At 68.3% G+C, this 20,419-nt stretch carries 19 protein-coding genes and 1 tRNA gene; 8 read left to right on the forward strand and 12 right to left on the reverse strand.

Annotation, left to right across the window (positions count from 1 at the left end; translation table 11 throughout):
* Window positions 1-49: 49 nt before the first annotated feature.
* Complete coding sequence (locus VES41_RS08055) at window positions 50-934, reverse strand: phytanoyl-CoA dioxygenase family protein (protein ID WP_324815285.1); 885 nt, start codon at window positions 932-934, stop codon at window positions 50-52.
* 52 nt (window positions 935-986) lie between these two features.
* Complete coding sequence (locus tag VES41_RS08060) at window positions 987-1,838, reverse strand: fumarylacetoacetate hydrolase family protein (protein ID WP_324815287.1); 852 nt, start codon at window positions 1,836-1,838, stop codon at window positions 987-989.
* 87 nt (window positions 1,839-1,925) lie between these two features.
* Here VES41_RS08060 and VES41_RS08065 point away from each other — a divergent pair, with 87 nt between their 5' ends.
* The gene (locus VES41_RS08065; RefSeq protein WP_324815289.1) at window positions 1,926-2,474 is read left to right on the forward strand and encodes a VOC family protein; all 549 of its coding nucleotides are present in this window, start codon (window positions 1,926-1,928) and stop codon (window positions 2,472-2,474) included.
* Between the two features lie 52 nt (window positions 2,475-2,526).
* Window positions 2,527-3,267, forward strand: coding sequence for an IclR family transcriptional regulator (locus VES41_RS08070; RefSeq protein ID WP_324815291.1), 741 nt, complete (start codon window positions 2,527-2,529; stop codon window positions 3,265-3,267).
* A 16-nt stretch (window positions 3,268-3,283) separates the two neighbouring features.
* Here VES41_RS08070 and VES41_RS08075 read toward each other — a convergent pair whose 3' ends face one another.
* Window positions 3,284-4,648 (reverse strand): sensor histidine kinase, encoded by a 1,365-nt coding sequence (locus tag VES41_RS08075; protein WP_324815294.1) that lies wholly within the window; start codon window positions 4,646-4,648, stop codon window positions 3,284-3,286.
* Window positions 4,648-5,319 (reverse strand): response regulator transcription factor, encoded by a 672-nt coding sequence (locus tag VES41_RS08080; protein ID WP_324815297.1) that lies wholly within the window; start codon window positions 5,317-5,319, stop codon window positions 4,648-4,650. The genes VES41_RS08075 and VES41_RS08080 overlap by 1 nt, the downstream gene beginning before the upstream one ends.
* Window positions 5,320-5,423: 104 nt before the next feature.
* Between VES41_RS08080 and VES41_RS08085 the strand changes: the two genes are divergently transcribed.
* Together VES41_RS08085 and VES41_RS08090 are read left to right on the forward strand one after the other, a co-directional pair.
* Window positions 5,424-6,179: a phosphatase PAP2 family protein gene (locus tag VES41_RS08085; protein WP_324815299.1), complete on the forward strand. Its 756-nt coding sequence runs from the start codon at window positions 5,424-5,426 to the stop codon at window positions 6,177-6,179.
* 46 nt (window positions 6,180-6,225) lie between these two features.
* On the forward strand, window positions 6,226-7,971 hold the full coding sequence (locus VES41_RS08090) for a phosphoethanolamine--lipid A transferase (RefSeq protein ID WP_324815302.1): 1,746 nt from the start codon (window positions 6,226-6,228) through the stop codon (window positions 7,969-7,971).
* A gap of 9 nt (window positions 7,972-7,980) precedes the next feature.
* Here VES41_RS08090 and VES41_RS08095 read toward each other — a convergent pair whose 3' ends face one another.
* The 4 genes from VES41_RS08095 to ppk2 form a co-directional block, all read right to left on the reverse strand.
* Entirely contained in the window at window positions 7,981-8,733 is a 753-nt protein-coding gene (locus VES41_RS08095; protein WP_324815305.1) for a glutaredoxin family protein, read from the reverse strand.
* A 99-nt stretch (window positions 8,734-8,832) separates the two neighbouring features.
* Window positions 8,833-9,087, reverse strand: a complete 255-nt coding sequence (locus VES41_RS08100) for an RNA-binding protein (protein ID WP_324815308.1) — start codon at window positions 9,085-9,087, stop codon at window positions 8,833-8,835.
* Window positions 9,084-10,739, reverse strand: coding sequence for a SulP family inorganic anion transporter (locus VES41_RS08105; protein WP_324815310.1), 1,656 nt, complete (start codon window positions 10,737-10,739; stop codon window positions 9,084-9,086). The genes VES41_RS08100 and VES41_RS08105 overlap by 4 nt, the downstream gene beginning before the upstream one ends.
* Window positions 10,740-10,800: 61 nt before the next feature.
* Window positions 10,801-11,631: a polyphosphate kinase 2 gene (ppk2, locus tag VES41_RS08110; protein WP_324815312.1), complete on the reverse strand. Its 831-nt coding sequence runs from the start codon at window positions 11,629-11,631 to the stop codon at window positions 10,801-10,803.
* A gap of 225 nt (window positions 11,632-11,856) precedes the next feature.
* Between ppk2 and VES41_RS08115 the strand changes: the two genes are divergently transcribed.
* The 4 genes from VES41_RS08115 (at window position 11,857) to VES41_RS08130 (ending at window position 15,750) form a co-directional block, all read left to right on the forward strand.
* Window positions 11,857-12,429, forward strand: coding sequence for a DUF3302 domain-containing protein (locus VES41_RS08115; protein ID WP_324815315.1), 573 nt, complete (start codon window positions 11,857-11,859; stop codon window positions 12,427-12,429).
* Window positions 12,429-13,652, forward strand: a complete 1,224-nt coding sequence (locus VES41_RS08120; protein ID WP_324815318.1) for an HlyD family secretion protein — start codon at window positions 12,429-12,431, stop codon at window positions 13,650-13,652. Before VES41_RS08115 ends, VES41_RS08120 begins: the two co-directional genes overlap by 1 nt.
* Window positions 13,653-13,661: 9 nt before the next feature.
* Window positions 13,662-15,074: an efflux transporter outer membrane subunit gene (locus VES41_RS08125; protein WP_324815321.1), complete on the forward strand. Its 1,413-nt coding sequence runs from the start codon at window positions 13,662-13,664 to the stop codon at window positions 15,072-15,074.
* A 208-nt stretch (window positions 15,075-15,282) separates the two neighbouring features.
* Complete coding sequence (locus VES41_RS08130; protein WP_414719075.1) at window positions 15,283-15,750, forward strand: Fur family transcriptional regulator; 468 nt, start codon at window positions 15,283-15,285, stop codon at window positions 15,748-15,750.
* Window positions 15,751-15,839: 89 nt separating this feature from the next.
* Here VES41_RS08130 and VES41_RS08135 read toward each other — a convergent pair whose 3' ends face one another.
* From VES41_RS08135 to VES41_RS08150, 4 genes are all read right to left on the reverse strand, one after another.
* Complete coding sequence (locus VES41_RS08135; RefSeq protein ID WP_324815323.1) at window positions 15,840-17,918, reverse strand: TonB-dependent receptor; 2,079 nt, start codon at window positions 17,916-17,918, stop codon at window positions 15,840-15,842.
* A 66-nt stretch (window positions 17,919-17,984) separates the two neighbouring features.
* Window positions 17,985-18,500 (reverse strand): hypothetical protein, encoded by a 516-nt coding sequence (locus VES41_RS08140; protein WP_324815326.1) that lies wholly within the window; start codon window positions 18,498-18,500, stop codon window positions 17,985-17,987.
* 194 nt (window positions 18,501-18,694) lie between these two features.
* A tRNA-Met gene (locus tag VES41_RS08145) sits at window positions 18,695-18,771 on the reverse strand.
* A gap of 52 nt (window positions 18,772-18,823) precedes the next feature.
* Window positions 18,824-20,290, reverse strand: coding sequence for a vWA domain-containing protein (locus tag VES41_RS08150; protein WP_324815329.1), 1,467 nt, complete (start codon window positions 20,288-20,290; stop codon window positions 18,824-18,826).
* Window positions 20,291-20,419 lie beyond the last annotated feature (129 nt).

Consider the following 20,419-nt stretch of genomic DNA (forward strand, 5'->3'; position numbering starts at 1 on the left):
GTTGCATTACTTCGATCTAGGGTGGGGCGCCGGTTGGCATCGCCGGGCGTCAGGCCTGCAGCAGGCCCTCGCCGCGCCGCCAGACCACCGGCAGCGCCACGTCGTCCGCGGGAAAGGCGCCGGGTGCCACGTCGGGGTTGCGGCGCAGGGCCATGGTGTGCGGGCGCGGGTCCCATTCGACCTGCGCGCCGAGGTAGCGGATCGACACACCGATGCGCGTCTGGGTGGCCGAGGCGTTGCCCGATGCGCCGTGCACGGTCAGCGGGTGGTGGCACAGCACGTCGCCGGGCTGCATGTCCCAGCTCAGCACCCGCGCGGCCGGATCGCCCTGGCCGGCGCCGTAGTCCGGGCACACGTCCATCGTCTCGTCCATGAAGCGGGGGTCGTAGTCCGGCGTGACGGCGCGGAACATGCGGCCCCAGCGATGCGAGCCGGCCACGTACTGCACGCCGCTGGTGGCCTTGGACACGGGCGTCAGCGCGATCCAAAGCGAGATCAGGTCATTGCCGCGGAACGGCCAGAAGGGCAGGTCGTTGTGCCACGGCGTGGGCGCCGCCGTGCCGGGGGCCTTGATGAACAGCTGGTCGTAGAAGAAGCGCACCGTGTCGGCGCGCATCAGGCTGGCGGCGATCTCCGGCGCCGGCGATGCATCGCGCAGCCGCGCGAAGCGCGCATCCCGGTCCGACTGGTAGACGCTGGAGTAGAAGCGCCCCTGCCCGGCGCCGAGTTGCGGCTCGCGCACGCGGCCTTCGCCGGACTGCATGGCCTCCTCGGCGGCCTGGCGCAGCAGCTCGCACCACGCGGGTGTGAACATGCCGCGCAGGCAGATCACGCCGTCGCGCTCGAAGTCGTCGATGTCCGATGCGGTCACAGGCCGCGCGGGGCGCGTCGGAAGATCCGGCGCGACGGCGCCGGCATGGGGCAAGCTGCTCATGTCGTCTCCTGCTTTTTCGGGTGAGAAGGCCGGCGCGCGCCGGCGCGGTCGCTCAGGCTTCGTCGGCGATGGGATTGCGCAGCACGCCGATCCGGTCGACCTCGATCTCGACCACGTCGCCGGCCTTCATCCACACCGGCGGCGTGCGCCGCGCGCCGACGCCGCCGGGCGTGCCGGTGACGATGACGTCGCCGGCCTCCAGCGGCGCCACCGTGGACGCGTAGGCGATCTGGCGCGCAATGCCGTGGATCATCATTTCGGTGGTGGCGCGCTGCATCTCGACGCCGTTGAGGCGAGCCGAGAGGGTCATGACCGTACCGGGCGGGATCTCGTCGGCGGTGACCATCCAGGGGCCGAAGCCACCCGTGCGCCAGAAGTTCTTGCCCGGGCCCCACTGCGACGTATGGCGTTGCCAGTCGCGCACGCTGCCATCGTTGTAGCAGGCGTAGCCGGCGATGTGCGCCAGCGCGTCGGCCTCGGCGATGCGGCGGCCGGGCTTGCCGATCACCACCGCGATCTCGGCCTCGTAGTCGAGCTGCGTCGACTCGGCGGGCCGGACGATGGCCTCGCCGTGGCCGACCTGCGAATCCGCGAAGCGCAGGAAGAAGGTCGGCTGCTCGGTCACTTCGCGGTTCGTCTCGCGCACGTGCTCGCCGTAGTTCAGGCCGCAGCACCAGATCTTGCCCGGGTTGGGGATCACGGGCAGCAGGCGCAGGCCGTCGAGCGCGAAGTCGGCCTTGCGACCGCGCAGGGCCGCGGCGGCCTCGCCCAGCGCGTCGGCCGCCAGCAGCGCCTTCAGGTCGGCGAAGCGCCCTTGCAGGGCGGCACCGAGGTCGATCACGCCGTCTGTGGCCACCGCGCCGAAGCCCGCCTGGCCGTTGCGTTCAAAACTCAGGAGTTTCATGTCGAGTCGCTTTCGATTACTATTAAATCTCAATAGATGAGATTGCAGTACTATTTTTGCGTCCCGTCAACCTCCAAAGGGAAAACCATGAGACCCGGCTTTCGCTTCAGCCACTTCGGCATGTACGTCCGCGACATCGCGCGCATGGAGGACTTCTACGTGCGCGTGCTCGACTTCACCGTCACCGACCGGGGCGAGCTGCCCGGGCCTGCCGGGCGCATGGACCTGGTGTTCCTCAGCCGCGACCCGGACGAGCACCACCAGATCGTCCTGATCACCGGGCGGCCCGATACCGCCGGCTTCAACCCGATCAACCAGATATCGCTAAAGGCCGATTCGCTGCCGACGCTGCGCGCGATGCTGCACACGCTGCGCCGCGAAGGCGCGCAGGACATCGCACCCGTGACGCACGGCAATGCGGTGTCGATCTACGTGCCGGACCCGGAGGGCAACCGGCTGGAGCTGTATGTGGACCTGCCGTGGTACGTGTCGCAGCCGATGCGCGTGCCGTTCGACCTGGATCGCGACGAAGCCGTGCTGATGGCCGAGCTGGAGTCCCATGCGCGCAGCCTGCCGGGCTTCCGCCCTCGGTCAGAATGGCGCGCTGAGATGGCCCGCCGCATGGGGCTGGCCTGAACGACCACAGCACTTCGAGGAGCGCCACGCACGGTGGCGACAGCAGGACGACATGACGAGCCCGACCCGCGCGCTGGCCATACTGGACCTTTTCACGCACGACCGTCCGGTGTGGCAGCCGGACCAGATCAACGAGGCGCTGGGCTATGCGCGCGCCACCGGCTACCGCTACGTCAAGGACCTGGTGCAGGCCGGGTTCCTGCAGAAGGCCGGCGCCGGCGCGTACGCCCTGGGCGGGCGCATCATCGAGCTCGACTACCAGCTGCGCCAGAGCGATCCGGTGCTGCTGGCCGCGCGCCCGGAGATGGACGCGCTGGCGGCGGCCAGCGCGCTCGACGCCGTGCTCAGCGTGCTGTTCGGCGGCCCGAAGGTAATCGACACCTACCGCGCCAGCGTGCAGCCTGCGCTTCACCTGAGCTACGGACGTGGACGGCCGCGGCCGCTGTTCCGATCGGGCGCGCCCAAGATCCTGCTGTCGGGCCTGCCGCGCGCGGCGCTGCTCAAGCTCTACGAGTCGCGCCGCGACGAGGTTGCCGCCAGCGGCATGGGCGAGACCTGGGAGGCCTTTCGCGCCTACGTGACGCGCGTACGCAAGCAGGGCTACTACCGCTCGAGCGGCGAACTGGAGCCGGGCGTCGGCGCCGCGGTGGTGCCCGTCTTCAACGGCGAGGGCGACATGATCGCGGCGCTGGCGCTGGTCGGTACCGACGCGGCCATCGACCGGCACGACGAATCGACGCTGCGCGGCTGGCTCGAACCCGCCGCGCGCCGCATCCAGGACGCGCTGGGCTGATTCCGGCGCGCCGCGATCAGTCGGCTGGCCGCAGCACGATGCGTGCTTCCAGGCCGCTGGTCCGGCCGGGCGGGGGCGACAGCAGCTCCAGCGTCGCGCCGTGCTTGGCGACGATCGTGCTGACGATCGACAGGCCCAGGCCGTAGCCCGCCACGTCCGAGCTGTGGCGCACGTGCCGCGCCTGCAGCGACTTCAACTGCTCCGGACCGACGCCGGGGCCGGCGTCGCGCACGACCAGGGTGCAGGGCGCCTGTGCCTCCAGCACGACGGTGCCCTGGCTGTAGCGCAGGGCGTTTTCCACCAGGTTGCGCAGCGCGATGGCCAGCGAGTCGAGGTCGCCCATGGCCGGGGCGATGCCTTCGTCGGGCACGCGCAGGTCCAGCCGCGCCTGCGCGTCGCTGCCGCGCCAGAATTCCTGCGCCACGTCGGCGGTGAGCTGCACCAGGTCGACCCGCGCGCGGGTGAGCGAGGCACCCGACTCGGCGCGCGAGAGCTGCAGCAGCTTCTCGGCGCGGTGGCTGAGCACCTGCAGCGCGTCGAGGGCGGCCTGCACGTCCTCGCGCCTGAGGTCGTGCTCCAGCGCGGTTTGCAGGCGCAGGCGGGCCGCCGTCAGCGGCGTTCGCAGCTCGTGGGCGGCGTTGGCGGCCAGGGCGCGCTCGACGTCCAATGAATGCTCGAGCCGCGCCAGCAGGTTGTTGACGCCATCGCTCACGGTGGCCAGTTCCTGCGGCAGGCCCGGCAGCGTGATCGGACGCAGGTCGGTACCGCTGCGCTGCGCGATCTGCCCGGCCAGCCATTGCAGCGGTCGCAGCTCGTTGCGTGCGATGCCGCGCAGCAGCAGCCCCAGTAGCGGAAGCACGGCGGCCAGCGGGATGATCAGCCCCAGCAGCGTGCGGTTGAGTGTGGTGCGCCTTTCGTCGAGCGGGTCGGCCAGTTGAAGGTACAGGTCGCGCGTGGGGTGCTTGACGGTGTAGATGCGCCACTTGCCCGCATTGGCATAGCCGGGCACCAGCGGTACGTCGAACGACTTGAGCGGCGCGTCCTCCGAGCGCATCAGCACCTTGCCGTGGCCGTTGGCCACCTGGAAGATGACCGCGTCCTCCTTGAACAGCGGCGGCGTGGCCAGCAGCGGATAAGCCGGCGCGCCCGCGCGCTCGGCGTCGTCGAGGTCGCCGGCGGCGATGTCGAACATGCGGTGCGAGACCTCGGCGAGCTCCGAATCGAAGTTGTGGTTGATCTCGCTGTCCACGTACCAGACGACCGCCAGCACGCCCAGCAGCCAGGCGCCGCCGATCCAGATGACCAGCGTGCGCGTGAGGTGGCCGGCCAGCGACTGCGGCGTGCCGCGCCGCCGCGCGGCGCTCGGGCGCGACGACTGCATCAGGCCTGCTCGCTGGATGCGGCCAGCCGGTAGCCGAGGCCGCGCAGCGTGACGATGTGATCCCGGCCGAGCTTGCGCCGCAGCCGGCTGATGAAGACCTCCAGCGTGTTGCTGTCGGCCTCGTCGTCGAAGCCGTACAGCGCGTCCTGCAGCAGCTCGCGCGTGTGGATGCGGTCGGGCCGGCTGGCCATCACGCGCAGCAGTGCCCATTCCTTCTGCGTCAGCGCCACCGGAATGCCGCTTTTGCGCACCATGTCGCGCGACAGGTCGATCTCCAGCGTACCCAGCTTGAGCACCGGGGCGCTGCTGGCGCTGCGCCGGCGTTCGACCGCGCGCAACCGCGCCAGGAGCTCGGCCGGGTCATAGGGCTTGATGATGTAGTCGTCGGCGCCGGCGTCGAGCCCGCGGATGCGGTCGCTGACCTGGTCGCGGGCGGTCAGCACCAGCACGATGGGCCGTTCCGGCTGCGCGCGGATGGTGGGCAGCAGGCTCAGGCCGTCGCCGTCGCCCAGGTGCAGGTCGAGCAGCACCGCGGCGTACTGCGCGGTTGCCAGCGCGGCGCGCGCCTGCGCCAGGCCGGACGCCATGTCGACCACGAAGGCCTTGGCCACGAGGTAGCTGCACACCGCGTCCGCCAGGGCGGCGTCGTCTTCCACCAGCAAGATGCGCACGGCACAGTTCCTTCCAGCTGTCCAGATCAAACGGGGAGTCTATTGCGATCCCAGCCGCGCGGGCTTCAGCCTCTGTTCAGGCTGGACCGCGATGATCGAGACGGATGATTCTGCCTGCCGACCGCCGCGACGACCGTTTTCCGGCCGCGCGCATTCTTGCCTGGACCCTGGGCTCCCTGGTGCTGCTGCTCCTTTGGGACGCGAGCGGCCTCGACCTTCCGCTGGCGCGCCTGTTCGGCACACCCGCCGGCTTTGCGCTGCACGACAACTGGTTCCTGACTCAGGTCGTGCATGAGGGCGGCAAGAGGGCCAGCTGGATAGCGCTGGCGCTGCTGTTCGTGGCCATCCGCTGGCCGGTCGGACCGCTGCGCCGCCTGCGCCTGGCCGAACGTGTGCAGCTGGCGCTGTCGGTGGTGGTCAGCGTCGTGGTGGTATCGCTCATCAAGACCACCAGCCACACCAGCTGCCCGTGGGACCTGCAGGATTTCGGCGGCGTGGCGCACCATGTCTCCCACTGGGCCTGGGGCGTTCGCGACGGCGGGCCGGGTCGCTGCTTCCCGGGCGGCCATGCGTCGGCCGCCTTCGCCTACATGGGAGGCTATTTCGCATTGCGCCGGGCCGCACCGCGCGCGGCGCTGGCCTGGCTGGCCGGCGCGATGGCGCTGGGCTTTGTCTTCGGCTGGGCCCAGCAGATGCGCGGCGCCCACTACATGAGCCACACGTTGTGGACGGCATGGATTTGCTGGACCGTGGGCTGGGCCGTGGACGGCGTTGCCCGGGCAGTCGCGGCGCGCCGCGGCCGCAACGGGCCGGCCCCGATCGCGCGGCGCGTACAGGGTACAAGCCTGAACGAAAGCTGAGCGGCCTGTTCAGGCGCATTTCATGCCCGGTTTCTAGCCTCGGGGCATGCCTGCGATCCGCGTCCTGCCCGTTCCTTCGCCCCCCGCGCAAGAACCCTTCGAAGAAGCCACCACCGCCTCGCGCCTGGGCGCATGGCTGTTCCAGGCGCGCTCCGCGCGCGGCGTGGCCATCGGCCTGAGCCTGTACCTGCTGGTGTTCGCCAACTGGCCGCTGTGGCATGAGCTCGCACGCATCGGCGGCGGCGCACCCAGCGTGTATCTCCCGTCGATCCTGATGATGGGTGCGCTGGTGTTCTGCGCCAATCTCGGCGTGCTGATGCTCTTCGCCTGGCCGCGCACCATCAAGCCGGCTGCGCTGGTGGTGTTGACCGCGGCGGCGGTGGCGCAGCACTTCATGCTCAGCTACAGGGTCGTGATGGACCCCACCATGCTGGCCAACGCCGTGCAGACCGATGCCCACGAGGTGATGGACCTGCTGAACTGGCAGTTGTTCTTCAATCTTCTGGCGGTGCTCCTGCCGGCCGCATGGTGGCTGCGGCGGGTCCGCATCACGCCGATGCGGCCTCTCGCGCAGGTTCTGCGCAATCTCGGGATGCTGCTTGCGACCGCCGCGCTCGCTGCGCTGGTGGTCGTAGGCGCCAATCATCGCCTGGCGCCGCTGATGCGCAATCACGTCGGCCTGCGCTACATGATGAATCCGGTGGCCAGTCTTTATTCGGGCGTCAAGGTGTGGGCGGCGCCGCTGCTGACGCACCGCAGGAAGCTCATCAAGGTCTCGGGCGGGGCCACGCTGGGCGCCGGCTACGCCGCGCAGACCAAGCCGCCGCTGTTTCTGCTGGTCGTTGGCGAAACTGCGCGTGCCGATCATTTCTCGCTCAATGGCTATACCCGCGACACGACGCCTGAGTTGGCCGCTCGCGGCGTGATCAACTGGCGCAATGCACGCTCGTGCGGCACCAGCACGCTGGCCTCGGTGCCCTGCATGTTCTCGCCGCTGGGCAAGGCGGCATTCGAGTCGCGCCACGACGACTACGAGAACCTGATGGACGTGCTGCAGGCCGCCGGCCTGGCCGTGTTCTGGCTCGACAACCAGCCCGGCGGCTGCAAGGGCGTGTGCGACCGCATTCCGCACGCATCGTCCTTCGCCAATCTCGATGCGGCCACGCGCAAGAAGTTCTGCGACGGCGACGAGTGCCGCGACGACGTGCTGCTGCAGGGGCTCGACGCGCGCATCGCGGCGCTGCCGGCCGAGCGCCGCGCCAAGGGCCTGGTGCTGGTGATGCACCAGATGGGCAGTCATGGACCCGCCTACTACAAGCGATCGGCATCGGAATCCAAGCGATTCCTGCCCGAGTGCACGAACAACGCGCTGGCCGACTGCAGCCACGGCGAACTGGTCAACGCCTATGACAACTCCATCGTCGCCACCGACCACTTCCTGGGGCGGAGCATCGACTGGCTCAAGGGTAGGCAGGCGGAGTACGACACGGCCATGCTCTACATGAGCGACCATGGCGAATCGCTCGGTGAGTACGGCTTGTTCCTGCACGGCGTGCCCTACAGCTTCGCTCCCGAAGTGCAGAAGCACGTGCCCTGGGTGATGTGGCTGAGCGACGGTATGCGTGCGCGCGAAAAGCTCGCGGCGAACTGTCTCGGTACGCAGCGCGACGAAGCGATCAGCCACGACAACCTCTATCACACGGCACTGGGGCTGATGGATGTCAAGACGCCGACATACCATGCCTCGATGGACGTGCTGTCGGCATGCCGGCGCGGGTCGTCCGACCTGTAGCTCTTCCGGTCACAACTGCCGCAGCGCCATCCACACGGCCATGGCGACCATCATCAGGTTCTCGGTGAGCGAGACGAAGCCCAGCGGCACTTTGCTGCTGCCGCCGACACACGCGCACTTGAGTTCGCGCTTGTCGATGTAGACCGCCTTGATGACCGACACCGCCCCGACGGTGCCGATGAAACCGGCGACGGCGATGGCCAGCCATGGCAGCCGGCCCGACACCATGAGCAGGCCCGCCAACGCCTCGGCGAACGGATAGACGTAGGCATACGGCACCACCTTGCGCGCCAGCAGGTCGTAGTTGAGGAACATCGTCGAGAAGCTCTCCACGTCCTGCAGCTTGAGCAACGCCAGGATGCACATGCTGATGGCGATGAACCATGCGAACGTGTGCGCGCCGAGCACGGCGCCGCCACCCGATCCGATTGCCGCGGCGACCGCGAGCAACGCAGCCATCATGAACACGGCGACGACCGGGCGGTAGCTCTGCGCGTCCGGATCGCGCACCTCGAGCCCGAAGCGGCGGCGCAGGTCGTCGTATCCGCCCACGCGCTGGCCGTCGATGAAGACCTGCGGCGTGGTCTCGACACCCTGGGACTCCATGAACGCGTCCGTTTCCTCCCGCGTCCTGAGCCAATGGTCCTCGACCGCGAAACCCTTGCGCTTCAGGAGCCAACGGGCCTTCAGGCCCCATGGGCAGACATGCTCGGGCATCACCATGCGATACAGGACTGCGGTGCTGGCGGGGCTGCTGCTCATGATGTCGTTGGCCGAAAGTTGCGCGTGCTGTCGTACAGCGCATCTTGCGACTCGACCGCCAGCGGCCGATGTAGGAGAAGTTCAGCGAATGGCCGGCGCTCAGGCGAAGCGGTCGCGCATCACGTGGGCGCTGATCTTGCGCTTCTTCCAGTGGATCCCGTTGATGCGGCCCTGAAGGTCGCCCAGCGCCGCCGGGTCGGTTCCCGCGAACGTGAGCATCACGGCCGGGCGCGATCCGTCGCCCTGTTCATGCTCGATCTGGTCGTATGGCGGAAAGCCGTACTTGACGAGAAAGTCCCGGATCTCGTCGTCGGTCGTTCCGGGTTCGAGATTCACAAGCCATAGACGACTCATGTTCGGCTCCTGAAGGTGTCGAGTGCCTGCTCGAGGTTGAACATCATGCGGTCGTTGCCCAGCGTCTGCGAGAGACTTGTCTTCTTCACCACATCGAGCACGCCGGGGTTCAGCCCGGCCAGCCAGAGCGTGACGCCGCGCTCGCGCTGCCGCTCCTCGGCCTCGCCCAGCATCTTCAGCGCGGTGTACTCCATGTCGAAGACGCGGCTGAGGTCGAGCACGACGACGCGCGGTTCGTACTGCGCGATCGCCAACTGGATCTTCTCGCGGATGCGGTCGGCGTTGGCGAAGAAGATGCGCCCTTCGGGGCGCAGCATCAGCAGGCCCGGAAAGCTTTCGTCCTCCGGGTGCGCTGCGGACAGCGGCCTGAAGACGTTGGTGCCCGGCTTGCGTCCGAGCACGTGCACGGGAGGGTCGGACACCTGGTAGGCCAACGCCACCAGCGACACGATGATGGCCACCACGATCCCCTGCAGCGTGCCGAGCGCCATCACGCCGACAAGCGCGACCAGGGCCCAGATGAACTCGGTGCGGCGCACCTGCAGGATGGCGAGGAATTCCGCCGGCTTGATCAGGCCCACCGAATAGACGATCACGACGGCCGCCAGCGTGGCGTTGGGCATCAGGCCGATCAGCGGGGCGAGGAAGACGCAGGTGCCCAGCGCCACCGACGCACACACCAGGCCGGCGAGTTGCGAGCGCGCGCCGGCGACCCGGTTGACGGCCGTCTGCGACGTGCCGCCGCCCGCCGGCAAGGCGCCGAGAAAGGCGCCGGCGGTGGTCGCGATGCCGGTGGCGAGCAGTTCGCGATTGGCCCCGGGCACCGGTTCATCGCCTCGGGCGAAGGCGCGGCCCGCCGCAATGGTCTCGGTGAAGCTCATCAAGGCGATGCCCGTGGCGGCCGGCCACAGCTGGGCCACCAGGGGCCAGTCGGGCCGTATCGGCGCCGGCAGGCCGGTGGGAACCGTGCCCACGATCGAGATGCCGAAGCGCTCGATGTCGAGCAGCCACACGGCAGCGACGGCCACGCCTACCGCCACCAGCGGGGCCGGCGAACGCGGCGACAGATGGGCAAGCCCAAGCAGGATGGCCATGGTGGCGACGCTCACCGCGACCGTGGCCAGGGAGGCTTGCGGCACGGCCCCGATGGTGGCCAGCAGGTTATGCAGGAACCCGCCCTTGTCGATGTGGACGCCCAGCAGCTTGGGCAACTGGTCGAGGATGATCACCGCGCCGATGCCGGCCTTGAAGCCCACCAGCACCGGCTCGGAGATGAAGTTGGCGACGAAGCCCAGGCGCAGCAGCCTGGCCAGGACCAGGATCGCGCCGACCAGCAGCGCGAGCGTGGCGGCGGCCTGCGCGAGCGCCGTCGCGTCGCCTGCGGCGGCCATCGGCTCGAGTGCCGCGCCGGTCAGGATCGCGATGGTGGTCGTCGTGCTCACGCTCAACACGCGCGAGCTGCCGAGCGCGGCGTAGACGGCCATGGGCGCGAACGCGGTGTACAGCCCCGCCTGCACCGGCAGCCCGGCGACGGTAGCATAGGCGAGGGCCTTGGGGATCACCACGGCCGAGGCGGTGAGGCCGGCGACGATGTCGGCCCGCAGCCACTCCTGGCGGTAGTCGCTCACCCATTCGGGCGCGAACCGGGCCATGGCTCAGGCCGGCCCCGCGCCGGCCCTCGGCATGCTGCGGGCTTGCGACGCGCTCATCCCGTCAATACCTGGTCTGGATGAAGCGGTAGGGGTAATCCGGCTCGCGGTAGTTGCCGCGCTTCTGCCGCCTGGGCAGCACGATCTTCTCGCGCGGCACTTCCTCGTAGGGAATGCGGCTGAGCAGGTCGGAGATGATGTTCAGGCGCACGCGCCGCTTGTCGTTCGAGTCGGCCACCATCCAGGGCGCGAACTCCGTGTCGGTGTACTTGAACATGTCGTCGCGGGCGCGCGAGTAGTCGTACCAGCGGCTGTAGCTTTTCAGGTCCATCGGCGAGAGCTTCCAGGTCTTGCGCCCGTCCTTGATGCGCGCCTGCAGCCGCCGCGTCTGTTCTTCCTCGCTCACTTCCAGCCAGTACTTGAGCAGGATGATGCCCGAGGCGACGATGGCGCGCTCGACCAGCGGCGCGGCAATGTTCAGGAAGTCGAGCGACTGCTCCTCGGAGCAAAAGCCCATGACCCGCTCGACGCCGGCGCGGTTGTACCAACTGCGATCGAAGATGACGACCTCGCCACCGGCCGGCAGGTGCGGCAGGTAGCGCTGCATGTACATCTGGCTCTTCTCGCGCTCGGTAGGCGCCGGCAGTGCGACCACGCGGAATACCCGCGGGCTGGTCCGCTCGGTCAGTGCCTTGATGGTGCCGCCCTTGCCGGCACCGTCGCGGCCCTCGAAGACGACGCAGACCTTGGCACCGGTAGCCTGCACCCAGGCCTGCAGCTTGACCAGTTCCACATGCAGCTTGTGCAACGCCTTCTCGTAGTCCTTGGCGGAAAGCTTCTGCGTCGGCGCCGCGTCGTCGCCGTCGTCGGGCTCGACCTTCTTTTCCTTGGCCATTGAGCGTCCCTCCTCAGGGATGAAGATTCGAACAGTGTGCTTGGATTGCCGGCTTGTCAATTGACGGAAATCAAGGCGGGCGACGCCGGCCGGGGCGATCCGTTCGACCTGCGGGTTTGCCCGGGCATCCGTCCTGTGGAGGCGCCTGGCCGGCCGCGATGAAAACAAGTGCAACAAGCGCGGCGAATGGCTATGCTCGCGCGCATCGGCAAACGAGGAGAGGACATGACGACTTCGAGCGCGCTCCGTCCGTGCGCCCGCATGCGGGCCTGTGCCAGCCTGCTGGGCGTGGCCGCTGCGTTTCCGGCCGCGGCCGCCGAAAGCTCCTTCGTCGACAAGGTCGCCGACGTGATGGCCATCATCGTGCTGATCGTCGTCCCGGTCGTGGTCATCGTGCTGTTCTGGATGGTCCACGTGCTGCCCGAGAAGATCGCCCACAAGCGCCACCATCCGCAGCGCGACGCGATCACCACCCTGTGCCTGCTGTCGCTGGTGTTCGGCGGCCTCCTGTGGCCCCTGGCCTGGCTGTGGGCATACACCAAGCCGGTGGGCTACCGAAGCGCCTACGGTACCGACAAGCACATGGACTACTACGAGGACATGGCCGAGCGGCACCGCGCCGGCACGCTGCTGCGCGACGACCTTCGTCACCTGCGCGAGGACCTCGAGGCCATGGAGGCCAAGGGGGCACTGCCGCCGCAGCTGCGCGCCCTCAAGGATGAGCTCAATCAGCTGCGGTACGAAGCCCAGGCGCAGGCACAGGCGGACGTGCAGGCCGGCCAGAAAGGCGGCGCCTGATGGACGTCCTGATCCTGGGGATCTATTCCTTCTTCGTCTGGCTGATCTTCATCAAGCTCAAGTGGCTGCCGTGGAACATCACCAGCCAGGTCATCGTCGTCATCATCCCGGTGGTGGGCATGGCGATCCTGCTGCTGACGCTGAACGTGGTGGCGCCTTCGTCGTCGGACGTGCGCGTCTACAAGTACACCATTCCCATCGTCTCGCAAGTGCGCGGGCGCGTCATCGAGGTGCCGGTGGAGGAGGGCAATCGCCTGGTCAAGAAGGGTGACGTGCTGTTCAGGATCGACCCCACGCCGTACCAGCTCGACGTCAACGTGCTCGAGGCGCAACTGGCCAACGCCCAGGCCGGCCAGCGCGAGACCGAGGAATCGCTCAAGGCTTCGCGCGCCAAGGTGGCCGAGGCACGCAGCGCGATCGCGCAGGCCACCAGCCAGGTGAGCGCGGCCAACGCCACCTTCGAACTGGCCAGGAAGCGCGTGCAGCAGTACCGCGAGCTGGTGCGCTCAGGCGCGGGCAGCAAGTTCGACCTGGAGCGCGCCGAGACCGATCTGCGCTCGCAGGAAAGCGGCCTTCAGGCCGCGCGCAGCCTGCAGGCCCAGGCGCGCAGCGCCGAGGCCGCGGCCGCTGCCGGCGAGCAGCAGGTAGTGCAGCGCCTGGGTGCCAAGGTCAATGGCGAATACGCACAGGTGGCGCAGATCCGCGCCCAGCTCGAGAACGCAAAGTGGCAGCTGGCCGAGACCACCACCCGATCGCCGTGCGACTGCTACGTGGTCAACCTGCAGTTGCGCCCGGGCGCCTTCGTCGCCGGCTTGCCCCTCAACGCCGTCATGACCCTGGTGGAGGCCGACGGCCACGTGGTGGCCCTGTACAACCAGAACGAACTGCACCAGGTGGAGCCGGGCAACGAGGCCGAGTTCACGCTCAAGACGCTTCCCGGGCGCGTGATCAAGGCCAAGGTCGACTCGGTGATCTGGGCCCAGGGCCAAGGGCAGCTGCAGGCGTCCGGGTCGATTCCGCAGTCGAGCTACGCGGCCATGCCGCCGGGGCGCTTCGCCGTCAAGTTCGACATTGCCGAAGACGACCGGCAGCTTTTCCTGGCTGCCGGCGCCGCCGGCGACGCCGCCATCTACACCACTCACGGCCATCACATCCACATCATCCGCAAGGTGATCCTGCGCGTGGGCTCGTACGTCAACTACCTGGTGCTCAAGCTGCACTGAAAAGAAGCTGTGCCCCGAATCTCCTCCACCAGGCGGCTGGCCGCGATGCAGGCGGCGCTGGCCGCCACCATGCTGCTGGGCGGCTGCGCGCTGAAGGCGCCGCCCACACGGGAAGAACTGGCGGCGGCCGCGGCGCCCAACCTCAAGCCGCCACCGCAATGGCAGGCGCCGGGCGCAGACGGCGGTGCGGTGACCGAAGGCTGGCTGAGCGCCTTCGACGACCCGCAGCTGGCACAGCTGGTGCAGGAGGCGCTGGCCTACAACTTCGACCTGCAGGTGGCCGCGTCGCGCGTCGAGCAGGCGGCCGCCGCGCAGCGCGTCGCCGGCGGGCTGCTCTATCCGCAAGTGAGCCTGCTGGCACGCGGCGGCGGCAAGATGGGGGGCGATCCGTCCGGCCTGCAGGGCGCGGGCATCTTCGTCAACTGGGAGCTGGACGTGTGGGGCCGTGTGCGAGCCGGCGCGGCGGCCGGCGATGCGCAGTACGCATCCGCCACGCTGGACGCGCAATACGCCTATCAGTCCATCGTCGCGCAGGTTGCCAAGGGCTGGTTCCTGGCCACCGAGGCGCGGATGCAGAAGGAGCTTGCCGAGCGCACCGTGCGCGACTCCGAACGTCTGGGCTCGCTGGCCAGGGACCGGCTGCGCGTGGGCGTGGGCGACGAGTTCGACAGCGCCGTGGCGCAGGCCAACCTCAGCACCCTGAAGGACAACGTGCAGAACCTGGACCAGGCGCTGCAGCAGTCCCAGCGCTCGCTGGAGATCCTGGTCGGACGCTACCCCGGCGCGCGCCTGGCGGTGCCGTCCGACCTGCTGCGCGAGCCGCCGCCCATCCCTGCCGGGCTGCCGTCCTCGCTGCTCGAGCGACGTCCCGACGTGGTGGCCGCCGAGCGCCGCGTGGCCGCAGCCATGTACCGCACGGAGCAGGCGAAGGCGGCGCGCCTGCCGGCCATTTCGCTCAGCGCCACTGTGACCAGCGTGTCGAGCGAGCTGTTCGTGCTCAAGGAGCGCGACAACCCGGTGTGGAGCGCAGGCGCTTCGCTGCTGGCGCCGCTGTTCCTGGGCGGCCAGCTGCAGGGCCAGGTCGAACTGCGCACCGCCGAGCAGCGCCAGGCCGTGGCCGAGTACGGCCGCATCGGCGCGCGCGCCTTCGGCGAGGTGGAGAACGCCTTGTCGGCGGTGTTCGCGTTGGACGCGCGCAACCAGATCCTGCGCCAGGGCGTGCTGGAGAACGAACGCGCCGTGACGCTGGCCGAGAAGCGCTTCCAGGTCGGGTCGAGCGACATGCGGGCGCTGCTGCAGCAGAACCTGGCCCTCTACGCCGTGCAGTCCACGCTGATCCACGTTCGCACCGAGCGCCTGGTGCAGCGGGTGAACCTGTATCTGGCGCTGGGCGGCAGCTTCGGGCCGAGCACGGCGTATTGATCTGTGCGCTGCCAGCGGTGAAGTCCCGTCCTGGGTTGCAGGCAGAACCACTTGCGACAGAACGCCTGTTGCCTCCGCAGCACGGGCCATTGGCATCGCAAGCCGGCATGGGTCAGCGGCAGCGAAGCCCCGAAGAGCACGCCGCTTGCCCCCAGGCCGTTAGAGTGGAGGCGCTGTACAAGCAACCTTGAACTTCTGGATCCATTCAGTGCCTTCCTCTGCGAAACCTCGGCCTATACACGCCGTCGTCGAGTCCCCGCCCGTCGGCCAACGAGGCACGCGCCAACGCTCGGCCATTCGGGCGGTCATCGACGCCTCGGGCAGACCGTTGTTACCCCAGGAAATTCTGGACCTCGCGCGGCGCGAAGTCGCCGCGCTCGGCCTCGCGACGGTCTACCGCAACCTCAAGCTGATGACCGAAACTGCAGAGATCCGTTTGGTCGAGCTGCCCGGCGAGTCTCCGCGCTACGAATCCGCGCGTCTTGGCCATCATCATCATTTCCAATGCCGGGGGTGCAGCCGCGTGTACGACACTCACGGGTGCCCCGGAGACCTTGACGCCCTGGCGCCCCCGGGATTTCGTGTCGAATCCCATGAGCTGACTCTCTATGGGCTCTGTGCTGACTGTGCTGGCCCTTCTGGCAGACCTGGAGCGCAAGGCCGAGGCCGAACATAGCCCTCAAGCCCGTGGGCGCGCCGGTGAAGTTCCGGTTGGGCGAAAGCTCGGCATTGCGGCACGCGCCGAGCCCCCGCTGCTCTCCCTCCTTAGAACGTGGCGCGCAAGCCGACCTTGAATGTCCGCCCCGCCAGCGGAGCTTTCGGATAAGCGGTGGTCGTCAGGATCGATGTGGCGCTGTAGGCCAGTTCGTCGGTGATGTTGTCGACGCGCGCGTACCAGGTCAGATTGGCCCGCCCCGCCCGCATCTTGTAGGTCACAGAGGCGTTCCAGAGCGTATAGGCATCGGTCGCCCGATCGCCTTCGGGCACACGGTCCTGAGCGGCGTAGTAGTCGAACCCGACACGCGCCTTCCAGGCCCCCAGGCCGTACGCCAAGGTCGCCCCCGCACGCGCAGGCGAGATGCGGGGCAAGGGCTCGTCGGTATCGATGTTCATGGCCCGAATCAGATCGCCCCGCCATTCCAGATCAAGCGTTGAAGGAACATCGGGGCGCCCGAGGCCTTCGTTGCCCAGCAGACGCAGCGTGCCGCTCGCCTCCAGGCCGGTGAAACGGGCGCGCACGCCGGTGTACGCATATTCGGGCAACGTTTCGTCCGCATCGACGGGATTGATCTCGCCATCCTCGCCGCGGGTATCGCCTGTAGCTGTCAGACCGATGTAGTTGCTGAACCGCGTGATGTACGCATTGACGCGCGCGTTGTTCGGGCCGGACGTCCACTGGGTGCCGATGTCCAGGCCAGTCGACTTTTCCTTCTGCAGATCGGCGTTGCCCAGTTCCCAGGTGCCTGTTGCCACGTGCGGGCCATTGGCCAGGAGCTCATAGTCCTTTGGTGCCCGCTCGGTGTACGCCAGGTTCGAGGTCAACTGCCACTGGGGGTTCAGGTTCACCAACGCCCCAAGCGCGGCGCTGCTCGGGTGAAAGTCGCGTTCGCCCACGAAGAATCGTGTGATGTCCGGATCACTGGAGCCGTCCGACCGGACCTTCACTTCTTCGGTGCGCGCGCCAAAGCTCAAGCGCCCCCAAGTCGTCCCCAGTTCCTCATGCAGGAACAGCGCGTTCGAGGCCGTGCGGCTGTATGGGATGAAAGCTTCCTCGCCTTCGGCGGAAAAGTTGCCCGACTCCCGGGTAAAGCCGATCAGTCCGTCGAGATTGCCGATCTTCTGATGTCTCGCTTCGATGCGGAAGTCGTTGCTATCCCGGGCGAAAACGGTGCCCTGATCGGGACCTTCGTACTCGGTATGCCCGTAGTCGGTCCGACTGGCTTTCACATGCACGCTGCTGAACAAGCTGCTGGGACGCCATTCACCCTCCAGCGCGTAACGGTCCGACTTCATGCGAATGGTCACGTCGTCTTCGGCCACCGTGCCGTACGTGCTTCGATAGGTGCTGGAAGACGCGCCGATCCAGCCTTGATCGAAGAAGAGCGTGCCGCCGAACGCTCCGCCGTCGGCCTGGTTGGCCGAGTTGCAGATCTTGCGTTCCGTGCCGGGGCGCTGAGGGTTGTCGCACGGAAGGTCGACGGGCACCGATACATCATCCGAATCACGACGAAACGCGTCGGCGTGCACGGCCACGCGGCCGTTGCCGCCCTCGAGTACGACACCGCCGGACTTTTCGCGGTTGCCCGTCGCGTAACCCGCCTCCGCGCGCCCGCCGAAGCCCTCGATCGGCTCAGTGGGAATGCGGTTGTCCAGCAGATTGACGACGCCACCCACGGCGCTTCCGCCGTATTGCAGTGTGGATGGGCCGCGGAGGACTTCGATGCGGTCGATCACCAGTGGATCGACCGGAACGGAGTGGTCATAGCTCAACGCGGACGCGTCGGGCGCTGCACCGCCGTTTTGGAGGATTCGGATTCGGTCGCCATCTTGACCGCGAATGGTCGGTCGGCTGGCGTTGGGCCCGAAGTAGGTGCTGCTGACGCCTGGAAGACCGTTCAAGGTTTCGCCGAGCGTCGACTCTGATCGCAGTAGCAGGGCGTCGTTGGACAGCGACGTGGTAGGAACGATCAGATCGGAGGCGCCCAGCGGATTGCCCGTGACGATGATCTCGCGCAAGGCGGGGGCGGCTTCGACGGGCTGCACCTGGGATTGTGCCCAGGACGCGCCGCACCATAGGGAAAGCTTGGCAGCGCCCAACGCGCTGCGGGAGAAAGTGGGTTGCATTTCTAGCTCTTTGAACCGACGAACAAGAGCAGCCCTGCCAGGCAGGCACGGCGCTCACGGAGGGATTCATCGAGCCAGGGGAGGACCTCTCGCATCGAACAGGGCCACCCAGCGCGAAAGCGCCTGGCCCTCGCGCCGCACCAGCGCGGCACTGGACAACAGGATGGGCAAGTCCAGGGCAAAAAACCCGCAGGCTGCAGGGCCTGTGGAGAGCTGGTCGTAAAGCAGGCAGTCGCCTGCCGAGTGGCCTTCGTCGAACAAGTGCCCGAGCAGGCCGGTCGACTGCTGGAGAACCTTCTTTGCGGCTTCCCGAGCCTCGCCCGTGTCATTCTTCGCCCCAGTCCTGAGGGTGGAATGTCCTGCCTTCAAACCATGCACTGCACGGTGAAGCTGGCCGAGCGAGGATGCAAAGCACAATGCGAACGCCAGCAGGCAAAAAAGCGCACGGGCGACAGCAGAGTAAGTGGTGCGATGCGTGGACAACAAGGCTGTGCTCGAAATAGGCTTGCGCGACACCGCGGCGGCAACTTTTCGCCCGAATGAGCGGTGTCCCGACGGCACGGACACCGGATGGGCCGCCATCTAGATGATAACGGCTTTTCAATAGGAGGCCGTCAATCCGGGCGTTGGTCTGCCATCACACGGCCTCCACCTGGTGGCCCTAGCGGTTCTTGATCAGGCGAGCGGGCCTCGCGGCCAAGATGGAACTCCCAAGATGGAACCCTGGCCAAAGAAAAAGCCCCGCAAGTCGCTGACCTGCGGGGCTTTTCATATTTTGGTGGCTCTTCACGGACTCGAACCGCGGACCTGTGGATTATGATTCCATCGCTCTAACCGACTGAGCTAAAGAGCCGAGCCCAAGATTATAGCGCATGGCCCGGCCGGTGTTGCAAGCCCCTCGCAGGTCAGCCCTTGCCGCCGCGCGGCAGCTGCTCCAACTCGTCGCTCACCAGCCGCACGATCAGCCTGTCGAGGCTCTGGATTGAGTAGTTGCGTACGTCGTGCACCGTCTCCCGCCCGGGGCCGCTGGCCGGGTCGGCAGCATCCTCGTAGGTCAGGAACACGAACCTGCCGCCGGTGTATTGGGCGATCTGGCGCTGCACGTATTCGCCCTGCCGGTTCAGCCCACTGGCGCCGACGGGGAACACCTTTATGCCCTTGCCCAGCGCGGCGAGCATGTCCTGGTCGTATTGCGGGCCGCCGTAGTCCAGGTGCGGCGGCGCGTCTGCCAACAGCACGACCAGGCGGGTCGTGCCGCTGCCGCGCCAGTCGATGCCGTGCACCGCTTCGTGGAAGGCCTCGTTCATTGCCTCGGGATAGTCGCCGCCGCCATCGGCCCGAAGCGCATCCAGCGCCGCCTGGAAGCCGACCAGGTCGTTCGACAGGTCGTACCGGCGCAGCAGGAAGGCGTCGCCGCGGTCCCGGTAGGCCACCAGGCCCAGGCAAAGGTCCGGGCGGCTCGGCAGGCGCGCCACCTCGCCGGCGATGCTGCCCAGGCTGGCGCGCAGCTTGGCGATCTCGTCGTCCATGGAGCCGGTGGCGTCGACCAGGAACAGCAGGTCCAGCCGCGCACGCGCCGGCTGCGGCGCGGCGTCGAGCACCACTTCCACCGCGCTTTTCTGGCCGAGCTCGAGAACACCCTCGGCCTGCCGGCCGTCCTTGCGCACCGCCAGCCGATAGCGGGCATCGCCGTGTGGATCGAACGCGCGCGGATGCAGCCAGGCACGGCCGGCGCTGTCGGTGCGGGCCCACATGGCCGCCCCACCCGCGCCGCGCACCGCGACCTCGGCGTCAGGCACGGCCTCCCCGGCGGGGGTGCGCACCTGCAGCAGGTAGCGCTCGCGCACGTCGCGGGCGCGGTGCGGCACCTCGACGTGCTTGCGCAGAAACTGCAGGTAGGCCGAGAAGTCGGCGTTGTCGTCCACCATCCCCGCGGTGACCTGTTCTGCCTCCTGTCGCTGGCGCGGCGCCGGCCGTGGTGGCTCGGGCGCGAAGGCCGGCGCTGCGCGCTTGACCAGCGGGGCAGCGGCGAGGGCGGCTTCGCTGGCTGGTGCGTCGCCGGCGCGTGCGGCGTCGCGCATGGCATCGCCGGGCGTGCCGGCGGACTGGCCCGGGGCCCATCCCGGAACTTCGACCGCCTGCACCGGGCGCATGCAGTTGCCGGCCGATGGCGCCTCGAAGTTCGGCGCTGTCTGCCGCGGCCCTGGCGCGGGCCATGGCATCGCTGCAGCGTCTCGCGACGGCGCCGGCCGGCGTGTGCCGGCCGGCGCGATGGGCTCCGCGGCGCCGCAGACGGCAAACAAGCAGTGGGCGAACAGCAGCGCCACGGCAGCGCGGCGCGGCGCGCCGCGCAGGGAAAGACGGGTTCTCATGGGCAAGGCCTTCCTTGGGTTGTGGATGCCTCCTGATACGGGCCGTTCGGGCCGTCGGGGTTCGCCGCGTGGCATATTTTCGGGACCGGACTAACCCCGAACGCGGGCCCGGCCCGTATCAGCTGAGGT

This window comes from Variovorax sp., from assembly GCF_035634955.1.
Lineage (GTDB): Bacteria > Pseudomonadota > Gammaproteobacteria > Burkholderiales > Burkholderiaceae_C > Variovorax.